The following is a 16,740-nucleotide window of genomic DNA, read 5'->3' as shown; positions in this document are numbered from 1 at the left end:
GACACCGTGTCCGACACCCTGTCCGACGCCGCCGCAACGCCCCCGGCGGGAGCCACCGGCCCGGCCGGCGGCGGCGTCGGGGGCGCGTCGACGCGGACGGTCCTGACCGGGATCGTCCGCGTCGACCGGACCTCGCTCGACTCCCCCGCCCAGCAGATCTACCAGTGCATCGCGCGCGCCATCCAGGACGGGCGGCTCGTCCCCGGCACGCGCCTGCCCACCGTGCGCGCCCTCGCGGCCGACGTCGAGGTCGCGGTCAACACGGTCGCCAAGGCCTTCCGCCGGCTCGGCGAGGCGGGGCTCGTGATCACCCGTGGCCGTGCCGGCACCGTCGTCGCGCCGCTGGACACCGCGGGCTCCCGGGCCGAGCGGGCCGCCCGCGAGTACGCCGCAGCGGTCTCCGAGCTCGGATACGACGCCGAGGCCGCCGTGAAGCTGCTCGCCGCCGTGTTCGCCGAGACCGCCTCGGCCGTCGGCCGCGACTAGTCGCCCCCGGGCGCCGCCCGCACGCATCGCCCGCCCGCATCCCGCGCATCCACCGCCCCCCTCATCCGCACCCTGGAGGTCCTTCCGTGCTCGCCATCGTCTGCCCCGGCCAGGGCGCCCAGAAACCCGGATTCCTCAGCCCGTGGCTCGAGCTGCCCGGCGCCCGCGAGGCGCTCGGCGCTCTCAGCGAGGCCGGCGAGGTCGACCTCGGGACCCACGGCACCGTCTCCGACGCCGAGACCATCCGCGACACCGCGGTCGCCCAGCCGCTGCTGGTCGGCGCCGGCATCCTCGCGGCCGACGCCCTCGCGGCGCAGGCCGCCGACGGGGCCGCCGCGGGAAGCGTCGTCCCGGGTGCCTTCGCCGCGGCGTCGCCCGCAGATCTGCTGGCCGGGCACAGCGTCGGCGAGGTCACCGCGAGCGCCCTTGCGGGCGTGCTCTCCGCGGCCGACGCCATGCGCCTGGTCGCCGTGCGCTCGCGCGCGATGGCGACGGCGGCCGCCGCGGAGGAGACCTCGATGGCAGCGGTCGTCGGCGGCATGCGCGAGGAGGTGCTGGCGGCGATCGACGCCGCGGGCCTCACCCCGGCGAACATCAACTCGGCCGCCCAGGTCGTCGCGGCGGGCAGCGCCGCAGGCGTGGCCGCGCTCGGCGAGAATCCGCCCGCCCGCGCCCGGGTGATCCCGCTGCAGGTCGCCGGCGCCTTCCACACCCCGTACATGGCGGGCGCGCGCGAGGAGCTCGCAGCCTTCGCCCCGCAGCTCTCCCCCGCGGCCCCGTCCGTGCCGCTGGTGAGCAACGCCGGCGGCGAGAGCACCACCGACGGTGCCCGCTACCTCGAGCTCATCGTCCAGCAGGTCGCCTCCCCCGTGGACTGGCAGGCGTGCATGGCGTCCTTCGCCGAGCGCGGCGTCACCGGCATCCTCGAGGTCAATCCCGCCGGCACCCTCACGGGTCTCGCCAAGCGCGAGCTGAAGGGCGTGGGTCTGCAGAACCTCAACTCCCCCGAGGACCTCGAGGCCGCGCAGGCGTTCGTCGAGGAGCATGCGGGCGTCGCGTCCGGCGCCGCCGCATCCGACGACAGTGCGTCCGACGGCACGGAGCGCTGACGTGACGATCTCCCTGCGCCCGCACCCCACCGTCGCAGGCTCGAAGGTGCTCGCGTACGGCGCCGCGCGCGGCGACCGCACGGTGCCCAACGACGAGCTCGTCGGCCCGATCGACTCCTCCGACGAGTGGATCCGCCAGCGCACGGGCATCGTCACCCGTCGCCGCGCGAGCGCCGAGGTCGGCGTCGCCGATCTCGCCGAGCAGGCCGGCCGCGAGGCGATCGGGGCCAGCGGGGTCGAGGCCTCCGAGATCGACGCGATCATCGTCTCGACGATCAGCTTCCCCTACGCGACGCCCTCGCTGGCGACGCTCCTCGGCGCGAAGCTCGGCGCCCCGGCCGCGATCGCCTACGACATCTCCGCCGCCTGCGCCGGCTTCTGCTACGGCATCGGCCAGGCCGACGCCCTCATCCGCTCCGGCAGCGCCCGTCACGTCCTGGTGATCGGCGCGGAGAAGCTCTCCGACTTCGTCGACCCCGCCGACCGCTCGATCTCGTTCCTGCTCGGGGACGGCGCCGGGGCTGCGGTGCTCGGCGCCTCGGACGTGCCCCTCGTCGGCCCCACCGTGTGGGGCAGCGACGGCGAGAACTGGAGCACGATCCGCATGACCGGATCGCTCACGGACTTCCGCGACGGGAAGACCCCATGGCCGACGATGGAGCAGGACGGCCGGACCGTCTTCCGCTGGGCCGTGTGGCACACGGCCGAGAGGATCCGGCAGATGCTCGCCGACGCGGGGCTCACGATCGACGACGTCGACGTGTTCGTCCCCCACCAGGCGAACATGCGCATCATCGACGAGCTCGCCAAGCAGCTCAAGCTGCCCGATCGCGTGGTCATCGGACGCGACATCGCCGAGACCGGCAACACCTCGGCCGCCTCGATCCCGCTGGCGACCCATCGCCTGATCCAGGAGGGCGCGGCCCGCAGCGGGGACGTCCTCGTGCAGTTCGGCTTCGGCGCGGGCCTCGCCTTCGCCGGGCAGGTGCTCGTCCTGCCCTGACCGCGTCGCCAGGGGCGGCCACCGCCCTGCGCCGCGCCCTCTCGGGCATGCGCCGTGTGCCGGTGGTCATGCCCTGCGCGTCGCGTCACGCAGGTGCGCGTGCACGGACGCCGTCCCGGGTAGTCTTTCCCTGCCAGCAGTACCCAGACCGAAGGAGAACCCCATGGCTCACACCGAAGACGAGATCCTCGCGGGCCTCGCTGAGATCGTCAACGAGGAGACCGGTGTCGAGACCTCGGACGTCCAGCCCGAGAAGTCGTTCACGGACGACCTCGACATCGACTCGATCTCGATGATGACCATCGTGGTGAACGCCGAGGAGAAGTTCGAGGTGCGCATCCCCGACGAGGAGGTCAAGAACCTCGTCACCGTCGGCGACGCCGTGAAGTACATCGCCGGCGCCCAGGCCTGACCCACCTCGGACGCCCGGAGCAGCTGCTCCGGGCGTCCCTCGTCATCCCCACCTTCCCGGAGGACATCCCGCATGTCAGCTGATCGCACCCGCGTCGCCATCACCGGTCTGGGCACCGTCAACCCGCTGGGCGGGGACGTCGCCTCGACCTGGGAGGCCGCACTCGCGGGCACCTCGACGGCGCACACCCTCGACAACGACTGGAAAGAGCGCTACGGCCTCTCCGTCGACTTCGCCTGCCAGGTCGCGATCGACCCCCTCACGGTCCTCTCGCGCCCCGAGGCCAAGAAGCTCGACCCCTCCGGGCAGTACGCCATGATCGCGGCCCGCGAGGCGTGGGCCGACGCGGGCACGCCCGACGTCGACCCCTACCGCCTCGGCGTGGTCGTCGGCACCGGCATCGGCGGCGTCTGGACGATCCTGGACCAGTGGGACGTCGTCAAGGAGCGCGGCGCGCGCCGCGTGAACCCCTTCACCGTCCCGATGCTGATGGCGAACTCGTCGAGCGCGCACATCGAGATGGACCTGGGCGCCCGTGCCGGCGCCCACACGCCGGTCTCCGCGTGCGCCTCGGGCTCCGAGGCCGTGGCCCAGGCCTTCGACATGATCCGCTCCGGCCGGGCCGACGTGGTCGTCTGCGGCGGCACCGAGGCCTGCGTGCACCCGCTGCCCCTCGCCGGCTTCGCGAACATCCGCGCGCTGTCCACCCGCACCGACGATCCCGAGCACGCCTCGCGTCCCTACGACGTGGACCGCGACGGCTTCGTCCTCGGCGAGGGCGCCGCGATACTGGTCCTCGAGTCCGAGGAGCACGCCAAGGCGCGCGGCGCGAAGGTCCACGCCTACGTGGCCGGCCGCGGCATGGCCTCGGACGCGCACCACATCTCCGCTCCCCTGCAGGACGGACAGGCGCACGCGATCAGCGAGGCCGTGGAGGACGCGGGGGTCGCCGCCGCAGACATCCGCCACGTGAACTCCCACGGCACCTCGACCCCGCTCGGCGATATCGGCGAGCTGCAGGCCGTGCGCCAGGCGCTGAAGGACGAGACCGACCAGATCGTCGTGAGCTCGACGAAGTCGATGACCGGTCATCTGCTGGGCGGCGCCGGCGCGCTCGAGTCGCTGTTCAGCGTGCTCGCGCTGCGCGAGCGCCTCGCCCCGCCGACGATCAACATCGAGAATCTCGACCCCGAGACCCCGATGGAGATCGCCCAGAACACCCCGGTCGCCCTCCCCGAGGGGGACATCGCCGTGCTGAACAACGCCTTCGGCTTCGGCGGCCACGACGCCGCGCTGGTGTTCACGAACTCCTGAGCCGACGAGCCCGCGGGTTCGCGCCCCGGAGCGCGAGCGCGCGGGTGCTGGCTCCGCGGAACGCACGAGGAAGGGCCCCGCACCACCCGAGGTGGTGCGGGGCCCTTCCTGCATCGGAGAGCGGCGCCGTGTCCGGATGCCGCCCCGGTGCACGTCGGTGCGGGCGGACGGGGCGACGGCCGTGGCGGGGTCAGCTCACGCGGTGGAGCCAGCGCATGGGCACTCCCTCGCCGCCGTACCGGTAGATCTCGAGATCCTCGTCCCAGGGCTCGCCGAGAGCGACGCCGATCTCGTGGCGCATGCGCTGCGGGTCCATGCCCGCGCGCTCCATGCACCCGCGCAGATGGTCCTCGGTGAGCACGGTGTTGCCGGCGCGGTCGGTGACGGCGTGGTGGGCGCCGAGGTCCGGGGTGAAGCTCCAGCGGGCGCCGTCCGCCTGGGTGGTCGCCTCCTGGGTGACCTCGAAGCGCACGTCGCCCATGCTGCGCAGAGCGCTCACGAGGCGCGCGCCGGTGTCCTCCCGGCCGCGCCAGCCGAGCTCGGCGCGCACGAGGCCGCGATGCGCGGGCTGATCCTCCCAATGCAGGCGTGCGGGCACGCCGAGTACCCCCTGCGCGGCCCATTCGATATGCGGTGCGAGGGCTCGCGGAGCGGAGTGGATGAAGAGCACACCCTGGGTCATGACGCCCCTTCCGATGTCCGATGCGTCTTCCCCAACGAATCGGCGCTCAGCAGAAGGTGTGCTCTCCCTGGTCGTGCAGGGTAGAGCCTAGAGCCTCTCGCGGATGTCGCGCAATGCCCGCTTCTTCACAGGACGCTCGAGGCCGTCGATGAAGAGGTGCCCGTCGAGGTGCCCGACCTCGTGCTGGATGAGGCGCGCGACGAGGTCCTCGCCCTCGAGGACGACGGTGCGTCCCTCGAGATCCGTGCCCTCGCACCGCGCGAAGGCCGCGCGGGTGCGGGGGTACCACAGGCCGGGCACCGAGAGGCAGCCCTCGTCGCCGTCCTCCTGGAGCTCCTCGGAGAGCTCGGTGATCTCAGGGTTCAGGACGTAGCCGAGGGCGCTGGTGCCGTCCTCGTCCTCGAGGCGCCAGGAGAAGGCGCGCAGGGCGACGCCGATCTGGTTGGCGGCGACGCCGGCGCGGCCCTCGTCGTCCACGGTGTCCAGGAGATCGGCGACAAGGGTGCGCACCCCCTGGGTGATCTCGCGGACGGGATCGCAGACCGTGCGCAGCACGGGGTCCCCGATCACGCGGATGGGACGGATCGTCATCGCTGCTGCTCCTCGTTCTCGAGCGCGGAGCCCAGGCCGAGGATCTCGTGGTCGACCGCGGCCCCCGGGACCACGGTGCGCTGCACCGTGCAGGAGGCCTCGATGGAGCGGTCGATGACCGCGCGGAGCCGGCGGAGCTCGTCGGCGGAGAGTCCGTCGAGATGCAGCTGGATCTGCTCGTGGATCGCCTCGTAGCGGTTGGACGTCTCGTCGGAGGTGCCATGGGCCCACAGCCGCACAGCGAAGTCCTCCCCCAGGCGACGCGAGGTGGGGATGTCCATGCTCATCCCTGCGCAGCCGATCAATGCGATCTTGAGCAGCTCCCCAGGGTCGACCTGCCCCTCGCCCTTGCCGATGGGGATCTCGACCCCGCGGCGGTTGCGCCCGACGAGCGAGCGCTCGCCCACGCGGTCCACCCACACGCTGCCCTCGCCGAACTCGTCGGGGAGCGGGAACGTCGCCTCGGGAACGCTGGTCATGATCGCCTCCGGTCTGCCGGCGGTGGGTGACCGCCTCTGCGCCGAGGTCCGTCCCCGCCGCGCGCAGGAACAGGTCAGCCCCGGTCGTGACCGGGGCTGACCTGTTCCTTCTGGCTCCCGCGACTGGACTTGAACCAGTAACCGTTCGATTAACAGTCGAATGCTCTGCCGATTGAGCTACGCGGGATCGCGACCTGCACGACTCTAGCAAAGCGCGCTCGGGCGCGCACCCCGGAAACGGCCTCCAGGCGGGGATTATGACGCAGTCCACGTTCGCTCCGCGGCGGTCGGGGCGACCATGCCGAGGCGGTGTGCACGGCGAGAGATCGCGGGCGTAGCGTGCGGCGGTGACCACTTCGGAGAACACCCCCGCACCGATCCCCTCCTACGCGCAGGAGGGGATCGAGCACCTCGACGACCTCGTCGCCCTGCGGCGCGCCCTCCATCAGGACCCCGAGCTGGGCCTGGACCTCCCCCGCACCCAGGAGCGCGTGCTCGCGGCCCTGCAGGACCTGGGCCTGCGCATCACCACCGGCGAGTCCCTCAGCAGCATCGTGGCCGTCCTCGAGGGAGGCCGCCCGGGCCCCGTCGTGCTGCTGCGCGCGGACATGGACGCGCTCCCCCTGCGGGAGCGGACCGGGCTCCCCTATGCGTCCCGCACGGACCGCATGCACGCCTGCGGGCACGACCTGCACACCTCGGCGCTCGTCGGCGCCGCCCGCCTCCTCGCGGCCCATCGCGAGGAGCTCCCCGGCCGCATCGTGTTCATGTTCCAGCCCGGCGAGGAAGGGCCCGGCGGGGCCGAGCCGATGATCCGCGAGGGCGTGCTCGACGCCGCGGGCGAGCGACCGATCGCCGCCTACGGGATCCACGTGGGTCCCGGGCCCCGGGGCACCTTCATCACGCGCGCGGGCACCGTCATGGCGGGCGCCGCGAACCTGCGCGTGCGCGTGCACGGCGCCGGAGGCCACGGGTCCCGGCCCATGCGGGCGATCGACCCGGTCGCGCCGCTGGTCGAGATCGCGGGCTCCCTGCAGACGATGATCTCGCGACGCTTCTCCTCCGCGGATCCCGTGGTGGCGTCGGTGACCATGCTCGAGGCGTCCAGCGCCATCAACGTCATCCCGGACTCCGCCGCCCTCGGCGCGACGGTGCGCACGATGACGGCGGAGTCCGCCGACCGCTTCGGTGAGCTGGTGCGGCGGTTCGCGGAGAACATCGCCCGCGCCCACGGAGCGCGCGCCGAGGTCGACTGGGAGATCCTCTACCCGGCGACCGTCAACGACGACGCCGAGGAGGCCTTCGCGGTCTCCGAGCTCCGCGAGGCCTTCGGTCAGGAGCGCGTGCACGAGTCGCCCCAGCCGCTGATGGGCTCCGAGGACTTCTCCTACGTGCTGCAGGAGGTGCCCGGCTGCTTCGTGTTCCTGCTGTGCTCCCCCGACGACCTGCCCGAGGGGGAGCGCGCGGTCAACCACTCGGCCGAGGTGCTCTTCGACGACTCGGTGCTGGCAGATCAGGCGGCGGCGCTCGCCTCGCTCGCCCACGGTCGGCTGCGGAAGGCGGCCGCCGGCTCCTGAGCCCGAGACGCGGGCGCCGCGGCGGTCGTGATCAGACGATGATCCCGACCACCGTGGCGCTCACGAAGGACACCAGGGTCGCGCCGTACAGGAGACGCAGACCGAAGCGGGCGATGGTCTCGCCCTGCTCGGGGGCGAGGGACTTCGCAGCGCCGGCGATGATCCCGATCGAGCTGAAGTTCGCGAAGGAGACGAGGAAGGTCTGGGCGATGGCCGTGGCCCGGGCGGACAGCTCGAGCTTCCCGCCGGGGTTCGCATCGGTGAAGGAGAGCATGGCCACGAACTCGTTGGAGATGAGCTTGGTGGCCATCAGCCGGCCGACGTCGACCGATTCCGAGACGGGCACGCCCGTGAGCACGGCCAGGGGCGCGAACACGTAGCCGAGCAGCTGCTGGAAGCTGATGCCCAGGACGGAGTCGAAGATCCCGTTGAGGATCGCCATGAGCGCCACGAAGCCCACGAGCATCGCGACGACCGACAGCACGACCTTGCCGCCGTCGGTGATGTACTCGCCCAGCACCTGGAAGAAGGACTGCTTCGAGTGCTCGGGCTCGACGATGACGTCCTCCTCCTCGGTGAGCGTGTAGGGGTTCAGGAGCGAGACGATGATGAAGGCCCCGAAGAGGTTCAGCACGATCGCGGCGACCACGTACCGGGGCTCGATCATCGTCATATACGCGCCGACGATCGACATGGACACCGTGGACATCGCCGAGGCCGCGATCGTGTAGAGCCGGTGCTCGGGCAGCGTGGGCAGGATGCGCTTGATCGCGATCAGGTTCTCCGACTGCCCGATCATCGCCGAGGAGACCGCGTTGAACGACTCGAGCTTCCCCAGGCCCGTCACCTTCGACAGGACCAGGCCGACGCCCCGGATCACCAGGGGCAGGATCCGCAGGTACTGCAGGATGCCGATGAGCGCGGAGATCACGATGATGGGCATGAGCGAGGTGAAGATGAAGGGGCCGCTGCCGTCGGCCTCGACGTCGACGAGCCCGCCGAACACGAAGCTCACGCCCTCGCGCGCGTATCCCAGCAGCGTCTCGAACACGGAGGCGATGACGGAGATGACGGCCTGGCCCACCCCGGTGCGGAGCATGAGCAGACCGAGCACGAACTGCAGCGCGAGCATGATCCCGATGTAGGGGGCCTTCTTCTTCAGCATCCCCACGTCGCGGGAGGGCAGGAAGGCGAGCGCGAGGAAGACGACGAGTCCGGCGATGCCGACGAGGACGTGCATGAGGGTCCGATCCCTGGGAGGCGGTGGCCGCCAGGCACCCTACTCGCACCGCGCGCGGAGCGGCATTCCAGGAATCGGGGCGATGGGACGCTGGACGGGCGCGCGGCGCGGAGACGATATGCTCGCTCCCGTTGTCAGGGGCCAGTAGCTCAGCCGGTCAGAGCAGCGGACTCATAATCCGTCGGTCGCGGGTTCAAGCCCCGCCTGGCCTACTTCACCAGCGGACTCATCTCCCCTGGATCCCTCGGGGCCGAGCAAGCGTGTGCGGCGTGCGGAATGTTCATCCACGCCGGTCGGCCGCGTCAGCTCCCGTCGAAGGCATCCCTCGCCGCCGTGATCGCGGGCTGGTTCTTCACGGCCCACAGCGCGAGTCCGAGTGCGGGCTCGATCAGCGTCCGACCCATCGCGGTGAGCTCGTAGTCGACCCGGGGCGGCACCTCGGCGTGGACCGTGCGAGTGATCAGCCCGTCGCGCTCGAGGCTGCGCAGCTTCAGGGTCAGCATCCGCTGCGAGATGCCGGGGATCCGACGCTGCAACTCGCTGAATCGGAGTCGCCCTGTACGGAGCACCCCGATGAGGAGCAGGGACCACTTGTCCCCCACCCGGTCCATGAGGTCCCGGACGGCCCGGCCGATCCCGGTCTCCAGGCATGCAGCCTCGTCGCCTTCGAGGGACTCGAGCACGACGGCGCTGATCCCACTGCTCTCGGTCATCGTTCCTCCCGTGTCACGAAGGCACACGGATGTGCCTTTTGTACGGCCGCCGAAAGTATTCCATGATGCAGCTTGTTACAAACAGTAACCGTGGGCCGATGCGTCGCCGAGCGACGGTGCGGTCCTCGACCTCGCTTCATCACCACCCGCGTCATGAATCTCTTCCGTCCCGAGAACACCCTCGCGTCCCGGACGGCCCTCCAGAACACGCACATCGCTCCTCAGGAGAGTCTTATGCCCACCATCGCCATCATCGGAGCAGGTCCCGGCCTCGGTCTCGCCATCGCTCGCAGGTTCAGCCAGAACGGGTACAGCGCAGCGCTGATCTCCCGCAACCGAGAGAAGCTCGACGCGCTCGTCAGCGAGCTCGCCGGGGAAGGCCTCGAGGCTGCGGGCTTCGTGGCCGACGCCGCGAACCCGGCGTCGATCATGACGGCGCTAGAAGCGGCCCGGGAGCGCTTCGGCTCGATCGACGCCCTCGAGTTCTCGCCTCACGCCGGCAACGCCGAGTCCATGGTCGACCCGCTCGACGTGTCCCCCGAGAATCTCCGCCCCGCCGTCGACACCATGCTCTTCGGAGCGGTCGCCGCCGTGCAGGCCGTCTTGCCCGCTATGCGCGAGAAGGGAACCGGCACCGTGCTGCTGACGGCGGGCACCGGATCCATCGACCCCGTGCCGATCTTCGGAACGCTCAACGCCGCCCAGGCCGCGACCCGCAACTGGACGCTCAACCTTCACCACACGCTCGCGGACAGCGGCGTCTACGTCGCACACGTCGCGATCGGCGTCGGCATCGGGGAGACCGCGCCGGCCCCGGGCTACCCCTTCAGGACCCCGGCGCAGATCGCGGACGACTATTGGAACCTGCACGTCACCCGTGAGGAGCCCGAGCTGGTCATCACCGACTGACACGCCGGCGAAGGTCTCGCCTTCCGAGGATTCACCTCTCGGAAAGCAGCGACCGCGCAACGCCCTCGATCGCGACGAGAGTGTCGATGAGGTCGGTGCGCATCGCGGCCCGCACCGCCGCGGATCGTTCGGGGCGGGCCGCCACCGCCACCACCTCCCGTGCCCCGAGGAGGCGCTCCAGCGGCACCGTGAGGCAGCGCGCCGTGATGTCCTCGGCCACCACGCGCCCTTCGGCGTCGATGAGGTGTCCGCAGAACTCGGCGACCGCGCCCGCGTGGGTCGCCCGCTGACGCGCCGCGTCCTCCAGCGCCTCGGCGTCGTAGACGTTCGACTCGCCCGGCATCCAGGCGCCGACGGTCAACAGAGCCGTGGTGATCCTCTCCCAGCGGGCGAAGGCCCGCACGAGACTGGGGTGCCGGCCTCGCTCGCGGGCAAGTGCTTGCGAGGCCTGCACCATCGGCTCGAACACCGGCCGCACGTGGGTGCCGGTCAATCGGGCTGCTCGCCGAATGGTCTCGACAGAACTGTCTGCGTACTGCCCTGGATGGGTCAGGCCCGTGAGCTGGACGACCTCGCATTCAGGGAGTCGGCGGATCGCCGCGACGACGCGATTGACGGTCATCCCGCACGCGAACCCCACCACGTCGCCCTTCTCCGTCGCGCCTTGGACGGCGTCCGCCGCAGCCCTCTCGAGTGCGGGGCGACCTCCCTTCTCCGGCGTCACGAGGGCCCGTCGAATCCCCCGCTCGCTGCAGAGCTGTCCGAACTCACGCGTGAGTCCGACGTCCACCCCCGGCGGCGAGACGACGCTGACCTGCACCCAGCCGGCATCGCGGGCCGCGGAGACCAGTCGTGCCACTCGGAATCTGCTCGCGCCGAGCATCTCCCCGATCTGCGTGTACGAGAGGCCGTCCTCGAGGTGGAGCCGCGCTGCCTCCGCAGCCTGATATGCATCCCAGCTGTCCATCCACTCCACCTCCATGTGCGAGCTTTCCACCCGCGGCCGCTCGCGACTGCCTCGCGGGTCAGGCGACACCGCTATCAGGCCACGCGCCACGGCGCAAGATGTTCCGCCCGTCCGGGGAGCAGACCATATGCCGCGCGCTCGCATGAGCACCGCCGTCGACGGATCCGTCCGCTCGCATTGACCTCTCCCGATCACACCGCTGAATCTCGAACGAGTCCCAGCGCCGCGAGCGCGCCACCATGTCGAAGGAGACACGCGATGACCGATACCGTCCCCACCCGCTCCAGGACGGACGAGGCCCGAGCCACCATGCAGGCCGCCTACCTCCCCGGTGGGTCGAAGACCGAGCTGCACGAGGTTCCCATCCCCACTCCCGGCCGCCGACAGGTGCTGCTCGAGATGCGTGCGAGCACGATCTGCGGCAGCGACCTGCGCGCCATCTACCGCGAGCATCTGGGCTCCGGCCCCGAGGCGTACCAAGGGGTCGTCGGAGGCCACGAGCCCTGCGGCCGGGTCGTCGCCGTCGGTGAGGGCTGCACTGCAACGGAGGTGGGCGACCGCCGGGTCGTCTACCACATCTCCGGCTGCGGCCTGTGCGACGAGTGCCGCCGCGGGTACCCGATCGGATGCCTCTCTCCCCATCGCGCCGCCTACGGATGGCAGCGCGACGGCGGCCACGCCGAGTATCTCCTCGCCGAGGAGAAGGATCTCCTGCCCCTCCCCGACTCCCTCACCTACCTCGACGGCGCGTGCGTCGCCTGCGGATTCGGCACCGCCTACGAGGCGCTCCGCCGCGCGGACGTCTCAGGAGCGGACACCGTGCTCGTCACCGGCCTGGGTCCCGTCGGACTCGCAGCCGGACTCCTCGCCAAGGCGCTCGGCTCCCCGCTCGTCGTCGGCACCGACCCCTCCGGCTCTCGACGCGAGCAGGCCCTCGCCCTCGGAGCCGTCGACCGTGCCGTCGACGCTGACGCACTTCCAGGGATCCTGGGAGACGGAGCGCACGTGGCGGTCGACTGCTCGGGCAGCGGGGCAGGGCAGTCCACCGCCCTGCGCAGCACGCGGCGCTGGGGCCGCACGGTCCTCGTCGGGGAAGGCGGCACCCTCACCACGGACGTGTCCGAGGAGCTCATCCACCGGCAGATCACCCTCTTCGGCTCCTGGGTGACGAGCGTGCACCACATGCGCGAGCTGCTCGAGAACCTCGACCGGTGGGGTCTGCACCCCGGCAGCGTCGTCACCCACACCTTCCCGCTCACAGCGGTCGACGACGCGTACCGCACCGCAGATTCCGGAATCGGCGGCAAGGTCGCGATCGTCCGCGGGGACGACCAGTGACCGCGCCGGCAGCCAGCTCCCTCTGGGACAGGATCGGACTTCCCCGTCCCCTGCTCTTCGGGTACATCGCGGTGCTGCTGTTCATGATCGGGGACGGCGTCGAGTCGAACTTCATCACCCCGTTCCTCGTCGATACCGGCCTCACCGAGCACACCGCGGCCGCCGTCATCACCGTGTACGGCGTCTTCACCTCCGTCGGGGCCTGGTTCTCCGGAACGCTGTCGAACATCTGGTCGCCGGTCACCGTCATGCGCATCGGCGCGATCGCCTGGATCATCCTCGAAGCCGCCTTCCTGCTCCTCGCCGTCCCCGCCGGCAACGAACCACTGATCTTCGCCCTCTACGGCCTTCGCGGTGTCGCATACCCACTGTTCGCCTACGCATTCCTGCTGTGGATCCAGGTCGCAGTCCGCCCGGAGCACGCAGGAGGCGCGAGCGGCTGGTTCTGGTTCGCCTACACAGCGGGCCTGCCCACGCTCGGCTCGGCACTGGCCGCCGTCACCATCCCCCAGATCGGGTCGTACGCCACGCTCTGGGTCGCCTTTGTGATCGTGGCCGCGGGCGGCGTGATCGGCGCCTGGGGTGTCCGCGAAGTCCACGGCTGGAGGCCGTTGGCCGATCGCACGGCCACGGACTTCTCCGTGGCACACGAGCTCGGCCGCGGTGTCACCGTGATGCGCCGGTACCCCCGTCTCGCGGTGGCCGCGGTCGTCCGTGTCATCAACATGGCCCCCTACTTCGGCTTCTTCGTCTTCTTCCCGTTCTACTTCACGGAGCGCATCGGCCTCACCACGTCGCAGTACCTGCTCGTCGTCACGGCCATGGGACTGTTCGGTCTGCTGGCAGACCCGTTCCTCGGGCGCCTCGGAGACGTCTTCGGGTGGAGACGCACGGTGACCTGGATCGGGTCCGTCGGCAGTGCGGTCGCCGTCATCGCGCTCTACTGGATCCCCCAGCTCACACCGGGGGTGCTGTGGGTGCCCCTCGTCCTCGCCGGCGTCTACGGCATCACCCTGGCCGGATTCATTCCGCTCACCGCGATGATGACCTCGATGGTCCCGCTTCCGGAGAAGGGCAATGCCATGGCGACCTACAGCCTCGCCGCCGGATTGTGCGTGTTCATCGGCCCCGTCACGTACTCACTGCTGGGGACCGCTCTCGGCTACGCGGGAGTCGTCCTTGTCTACGCCGGTCTCTACGTGCTCGCCGCGGTGCTCACGCATCGTTGCCTCCGCACTCCCGCGGACCCTGGAGAGAATCGCCGACAGGTATCGGGGAAGAGCTTCACCCCAGGCGATGCCGGTCTCCGGGCCGAGGAAGCCAGTCCTAGAGTCTGACCGCACGGGTTGACGCCCACCCCACCTCGCTGGCCTGCCGAGCAGCCGTACGACCTCCAACCTGAACAGCGATGACTGCTTTCCGGTCGATCTCCGCACTCGGTGTCGGAAGCTCGCCGAGGCGGGCGGGTGGGCGGGAGAAGCGTCTCCTTCGCGCATGGCGCCGAGGATGACGGATCGACGGGATCGAGGCGATGGCCGTGCGCGTCGATGGCGCCGCCACGGCGCTCACGGTGTCGTCGTCCGCATCGGGCGCGAGCGCGTTGAAGTCCTCGTCGGCCTCCCCGGCCTCCGCGATGTCGGCGAGGGACATCCCCAGGTTCCGCAGCAGAGTGATCTGCAGCAGGCGCACGAGGTGGGGCGTGCCGTAGTGCTTGTACCCGTTCGCCGCCCTGCCGGGCTCCTCGAGCAGACCCACGGAATGGTAGTGGCGCACGCTCTTCACCGTGGTGCCGGCCAGTTCCGCGAGCCCGCGCGTGCTCCAGGTCATCGGGAGTTCCTCGTCGACGCGACCATTCCCCATCCTGACGGACCGGGCAGCGATGGGGAAGACACGGCTTGACCGTGCCCTGAGGGCACGGTTTCTGATGGTCCGTCCGAGCCCGCCACCCGGAGGAGAAGCCCGTATGACCAGCATTCCGCACCGACCGCGCCCGCTCGAGGCCGAGGAGCTCTTCGCCGATCCGGAGTTCTCGAGCCCGATGATCTCTCCGGACGGCGCCCTGCTCGCCTATCTCGCCCCCGCGCACGGACGGCGCAACATCTGGGTGCGCGGGATCGACGAGGGCCATGAGGACGCCCGCTGCGTGACCCATGATGAACGGCGCGGCATCTCCGCGTTCTTCTTCTGCGAGGACCCGCGCTGGCTGCTGTACCTCCAGGACACCGACGGGAACGAGGACTGGCACCTGTTCCGGGTCGATCTGCGCTCCCCCAGCACCCCGGCCGTCGACCTCACCCCGCTGCCCGCGGGATCGCGAGTCTTCGCCGCGGAGCCGCTGCGGTCCCGTTCCGCCACGGTGCTCGCCACGATGAACCGCCGTCCCGCCGCGCTGGACACGTTCCTGATCGATGTGGCGTCCGGCGAGACCACCCTCCGCAACGAGCAGCCCGGCCCCGGGCAGGACCTGCTCCTGGACGGCGAGGGCACCCCGGCGTTCCTCGCCCGCGTCACCGACGAGGGCGACACGCAGTTCTCCGCGATCGATCCGGTCTCCGGGGAGCACCGTGCTCTGCTGCGGGTCGGGGGCGCGGACCATCCGATGGGGGTCGAGATCCAGCAGTCGACGCCCGACGGCACCGGGCTCGTGCTCGGCAGCTACCTCGAGGGCGACGACCTCCAGCTGGTGCGCGTGGACCGCGCAACCGGGGAGATCCGCGTGCTCGCCGCCGTGGAGGGCTGGAGCCTCGACATCCTCAGCGTGCTGGCTCCCGGGGTGCTGCCGCCGACGCTGTACACCGACCGCCGCAGCGGCGAGATCCTCGCGGCCCGCTTCACGGGTCCCAGGCCCCGGATCGTGGTGATCGATCCCGGCTTCGCCGAGGTGCATGCGGCGCTGTCCGCGCTGTCCGACGGGGTCCTGGGCGCGCTGTCCTCGGATCTCTCGGGCCAGCGCTGGGTGGCGACCTTCCTCCACGACCGGGAGCCGGACGTGGCCTGGTTCCACGACCGCACGACCGGCGAGAGCCGCCGACTCTCCCCTTCCTCCCCGCACCTGGATCCGCAGGATCTCGCCCCCATGGAGCCCGTTTCGCTCACCGCCCGCGACGGTCTGCCTCTGCACGGCTTCCTCACCCTGCCGCCCGGACGGCCGCCGCGGGACCTGCCCCTCGTGCTCGAGGTGCACGGCGGACCGTGGGTGCACGACAGCTGGGGCTTCAACCCGCAGTCGCAGTTCCTGGCGAGCCGCGGGTATGCGGTGCTGCAGGTGAACTTCCGCGGCTCCTCCGGGTATGGCAGGCGCCACACCCTCGCCGCGGTCGGCGAGTTCGCCGGGGCGATGCACGACGACCTCCTCGACGCGGTGGACTGGGCGGTCGCCCAGGGGATCGCGGATCCCGACCGCCTGGGCATCCTCGGTGGCTCCTACGGCGGCTATGCAGCACTGGTCGGTGCCGCCTTCACCCCGGAGCGCTTCGCCGCGGCCGTGGACATCGTCGGCATCGCCGACCTCGCGAGCTTCCTGCGGAGCCTGCCGCCGGTGAGCCGCCCCTACCTGCGCAGCAACTGGCTCACCTACGTCGGCGACCCCGAGGACGCGGCGCAGGAGGCGGAGATGCGCGCCCGCTCGCCGCTCACCCACGTCGACCGGATCAGCACGCCCCTGCTGATCGCCCACGGCGCGAACGACGCCCGGGTCCAGCGCACCGAGTCCGACACGATCGTCGCCTCGCTGCGCGAACGCGGCGTCGCGGTGCGCTATCTGCTGGCCGACGACGAGGGGCACGGGTTCGGCAACCCGGAGAACCGGATCCGCCTTCAGCACGCGATCGCGGAGCACTTCGCGACCCACCTGTGACGGCGACCCCCTCCAGGGCCGCTCGACTTCCGACGAGGGCAGACCAGTCATCGACCGAGGTCGA

Annotated in this window: 17 protein-coding genes and 2 tRNA genes; 11 read left to right on the top strand and 8 right to left on the bottom strand. The window is 71.0% G+C overall.

All coding sequences use genetic code 11. From position 1 onward, the window contains the following. Positions 1-6: 6 nt before the first annotated feature. From FHG10_RS08495 to FHG10_RS08475, 5 genes are all read left to right on the top strand, one after another. Entirely contained in the window at positions 7-486 is a 480-nt protein-coding gene (locus tag FHG10_RS08495; RefSeq protein WP_227488134.1) for a GntR family transcriptional regulator, read from the top strand. Between the two features lie 86 nt (positions 487-572). Further along, on the top strand, positions 573-1,595 hold the full coding sequence (locus tag FHG10_RS08490) for an ACP S-malonyltransferase (protein ID WP_152352889.1): 1,023 nt from the start codon (positions 573-575) through the stop codon (positions 1,593-1,595). A gap of 1 nt (position 1,596) precedes the next feature. Further along, positions 1,597-2,598 carry a beta-ketoacyl-ACP synthase III gene (locus tag FHG10_RS08485; protein ID WP_227488133.1) on the top strand — a complete coding sequence of 334 codons (1,002 nt, stop codon included), beginning with the start codon at positions 1,597-1,599 and terminating at the stop codon, positions 2,596-2,598. A 163-nt stretch (positions 2,599-2,761) separates the two neighbouring features. Further along, positions 2,762-3,010, top strand: coding sequence for an acyl carrier protein (locus tag FHG10_RS08480; protein WP_152352887.1), 249 nt, complete (start codon positions 2,762-2,764; stop codon positions 3,008-3,010). 72 nt (positions 3,011-3,082) lie between these two features. After that, the gene (locus tag FHG10_RS08475) at positions 3,083-4,324 is read left to right on the top strand and encodes a beta-ketoacyl-[acyl-carrier-protein] synthase family protein (protein WP_152352886.1); all 1,242 of its coding nucleotides are present in this window, start codon (positions 3,083-3,085) and stop codon (positions 4,322-4,324) included. A gap of 190 nt (positions 4,325-4,514) precedes the next feature. On the opposite strand, the gene FHG10_RS08470 is transcribed toward FHG10_RS08475, so the two are convergent. The 4 genes from FHG10_RS08470 to FHG10_RS08455 form a co-directional block, all read right to left on the bottom strand. Beyond that, complete coding sequence (locus tag FHG10_RS08470; protein ID WP_152352885.1) at positions 4,515-5,006, bottom strand: DUF3145 domain-containing protein; 492 nt, start codon at positions 5,004-5,006, stop codon at positions 4,515-4,517. Positions 5,007-5,093: 87 nt separating this feature from the next. After that, positions 5,094-5,597: a peptide deformylase gene (gene def, locus FHG10_RS08465; RefSeq protein ID WP_152352884.1), complete on the bottom strand. Its 504-nt coding sequence runs from the start codon at positions 5,595-5,597 to the stop codon at positions 5,094-5,096. Next, positions 5,594-6,076 (bottom strand): OsmC family protein, encoded by a 483-nt coding sequence (locus FHG10_RS08460; protein WP_152352883.1) that lies wholly within the window; start codon positions 6,074-6,076, stop codon positions 5,594-5,596. Before FHG10_RS08460 ends, def begins: the two co-directional genes overlap by 4 nt. A gap of 111 nt (positions 6,077-6,187) precedes the next feature. Then, positions 6,188-6,263 (bottom strand) — tRNA-Asn (locus FHG10_RS08455). 190 nt (positions 6,264-6,453) lie between these two features. On the opposite strand from FHG10_RS08455, the gene FHG10_RS08450 reads away from it, so the two are divergent. Further along, complete coding sequence (locus FHG10_RS08450; RefSeq protein WP_193636257.1) at positions 6,454-7,653, top strand: M20 metallopeptidase family protein; 1,200 nt, start codon at positions 6,454-6,456, stop codon at positions 7,651-7,653. A 31-nt stretch (positions 7,654-7,684) separates the two neighbouring features. Here FHG10_RS08450 and FHG10_RS08445 read toward each other — a convergent pair whose 3' ends face one another. Beyond that, positions 7,685-8,893 carry a NupC/NupG family nucleoside CNT transporter gene (locus FHG10_RS08445; RefSeq protein WP_152352882.1) on the bottom strand — a complete coding sequence of 403 codons (1,209 nt, stop codon included), beginning with the start codon at positions 8,891-8,893 and terminating at the stop codon, positions 7,685-7,687. Between the two features lie 138 nt (positions 8,894-9,031). Here FHG10_RS08445 and FHG10_RS08440 point away from each other — a divergent pair. Continuing rightward, positions 9,032-9,105: transfer RNA gene (locus FHG10_RS08440), tRNA-Ile, on the top strand. A gap of 90 nt (positions 9,106-9,195) precedes the next feature. Here the strand turns inward: FHG10_RS08440 and FHG10_RS08435 are convergent. Then, positions 9,196-9,606, bottom strand: coding sequence for a winged helix-turn-helix transcriptional regulator (locus FHG10_RS08435; protein WP_152352881.1), 411 nt, complete (start codon positions 9,604-9,606; stop codon positions 9,196-9,198). 234 nt (positions 9,607-9,840) lie between these two features. On the opposite strand from FHG10_RS08435, the gene FHG10_RS08430 reads away from it, so the two are divergent. Continuing rightward, on the top strand, positions 9,841-10,515 hold the full coding sequence (locus FHG10_RS08430) for an SDR family NAD(P)-dependent oxidoreductase (protein ID WP_152352880.1): 675 nt from the start codon (positions 9,841-9,843) through the stop codon (positions 10,513-10,515). A gap of 31 nt (positions 10,516-10,546) precedes the next feature. On the opposite strand, the gene FHG10_RS08425 is transcribed toward FHG10_RS08430, so the two are convergent. Next, positions 10,547-11,551 carry a sugar-binding transcriptional regulator gene (locus tag FHG10_RS08425; protein WP_193636239.1) on the bottom strand — a complete coding sequence of 335 codons (1,005 nt, stop codon included), beginning with the start codon at positions 11,549-11,551 and terminating at the stop codon, positions 10,547-10,549. 189 nt (positions 11,552-11,740) lie between these two features. Between FHG10_RS08425 and FHG10_RS08420 the strand changes: the two genes are divergently transcribed. Together FHG10_RS08420 and FHG10_RS08415 are read left to right on the top strand one after the other, a co-directional pair. Next, positions 11,741-12,820, top strand: coding sequence for a zinc-dependent alcohol dehydrogenase family protein (locus FHG10_RS08420; protein ID WP_227488132.1), 1,080 nt, complete (start codon positions 11,741-11,743; stop codon positions 12,818-12,820). Then, complete coding sequence (locus FHG10_RS08415) at positions 12,817-14,157, top strand: MFS transporter (protein WP_152352878.1); 1,341 nt, start codon at positions 12,817-12,819, stop codon at positions 14,155-14,157. The genes FHG10_RS08420 and FHG10_RS08415 overlap by 4 nt, the downstream gene beginning before the upstream one ends. On the opposite strand, the gene FHG10_RS08410 is transcribed toward FHG10_RS08415, so the two are convergent. Continuing rightward, on the bottom strand, positions 14,147-14,647 hold the full coding sequence (locus FHG10_RS08410) for a MerR family transcriptional regulator (RefSeq protein ID WP_152352877.1): 501 nt from the start codon (positions 14,645-14,647) through the stop codon (positions 14,147-14,149). The two genes, FHG10_RS08415 and FHG10_RS08410, sit on opposite strands and share 11 nt — an antisense overlap. Before the next feature lie 136 nt (positions 14,648-14,783). On the opposite strand from FHG10_RS08410, the gene FHG10_RS08405 reads away from it, so the two are divergent. Beyond that, positions 14,784-16,676 (top strand): S9 family peptidase, encoded by a 1,893-nt coding sequence (locus FHG10_RS08405; protein ID WP_152352876.1) that lies wholly within the window; start codon positions 14,784-14,786, stop codon positions 16,674-16,676. Positions 16,677-16,740 lie beyond the last annotated feature (64 nt).

Origin of the sequence: Brachybacterium subflavum (genome assembly GCF_009299795.1) — a bacterium.
Taxonomy (GTDB): Bacteria; Actinomycetota; Actinomycetes; order Actinomycetales; family Dermabacteraceae; genus Brachybacterium; species Brachybacterium subflavum.
Note: the sequence above shows the minus strand (reverse complement) of the source record. Positions and strands in the feature narration are given on the sequence as shown.

What these genes read in the sequence shown, in the direction of transcription:
- FHG10_RS08460 (WP_152352883.1), bottom strand. Translation starts at nt 6,076, where the DNA reads ATGACCAGCGTTCCCGAGGCGACGTTCCCGCTCCCCGACGAGTTCGGC.
- FHG10_RS08480 (WP_152352887.1), top strand. Translation starts at nt 2,762, where the DNA reads ATGGCTCACACCGAAGACGAGATCCTCGCGGGCCTCGCTGAGATCGTC.
- def (WP_152352884.1), bottom strand. Translation starts at nt 5,597, where the DNA reads ATGACGATCCGTCCCATCCGCGTGATCGGGGACCCCGTGCTGCGCACG.
- FHG10_RS08475 (WP_152352886.1), top strand. Translation starts at nt 3,083, where the DNA reads ATGTCAGCTGATCGCACCCGCGTCGCCATCACCGGTCTGGGCACCGTC.
- FHG10_RS08470 (WP_152352885.1), bottom strand. Translation starts at nt 5,006, where the DNA reads ATGACCCAGGGTGTGCTCTTCATCCACTCCGCTCCGCGAGCCCTCGCA.
- FHG10_RS08420 (WP_227488132.1), top strand. Translation starts at nt 11,741, where the DNA reads ATGACCGATACCGTCCCCACCCGCTCCAGGACGGACGAGGCCCGAGCC.
- FHG10_RS08430 (WP_152352880.1), top strand. Translation starts at nt 9,841, where the DNA reads ATGCCCACCATCGCCATCATCGGAGCAGGTCCCGGCCTCGGTCTCGCC.
- FHG10_RS08410 (WP_152352877.1), bottom strand. Translation starts at nt 14,647, where the DNA reads ATGACCTGGAGCACGCGCGGGCTCGCGGAACTGGCCGGCACCACGGTG.
- FHG10_RS08445 (WP_152352882.1), bottom strand. Translation starts at nt 8,893, where the DNA reads ATGCACGTCCTCGTCGGCATCGCCGGACTCGTCGTCTTCCTCGCGCTC.
- FHG10_RS08405 (WP_152352876.1), top strand. Translation starts at nt 14,784, where the DNA reads ATGACCAGCATTCCGCACCGACCGCGCCCGCTCGAGGCCGAGGAGCTC.
- FHG10_RS08435 (WP_152352881.1), bottom strand. Translation starts at nt 9,606, where the DNA reads ATGACCGAGAGCAGTGGGATCAGCGCCGTCGTGCTCGAGTCCCTCGAA.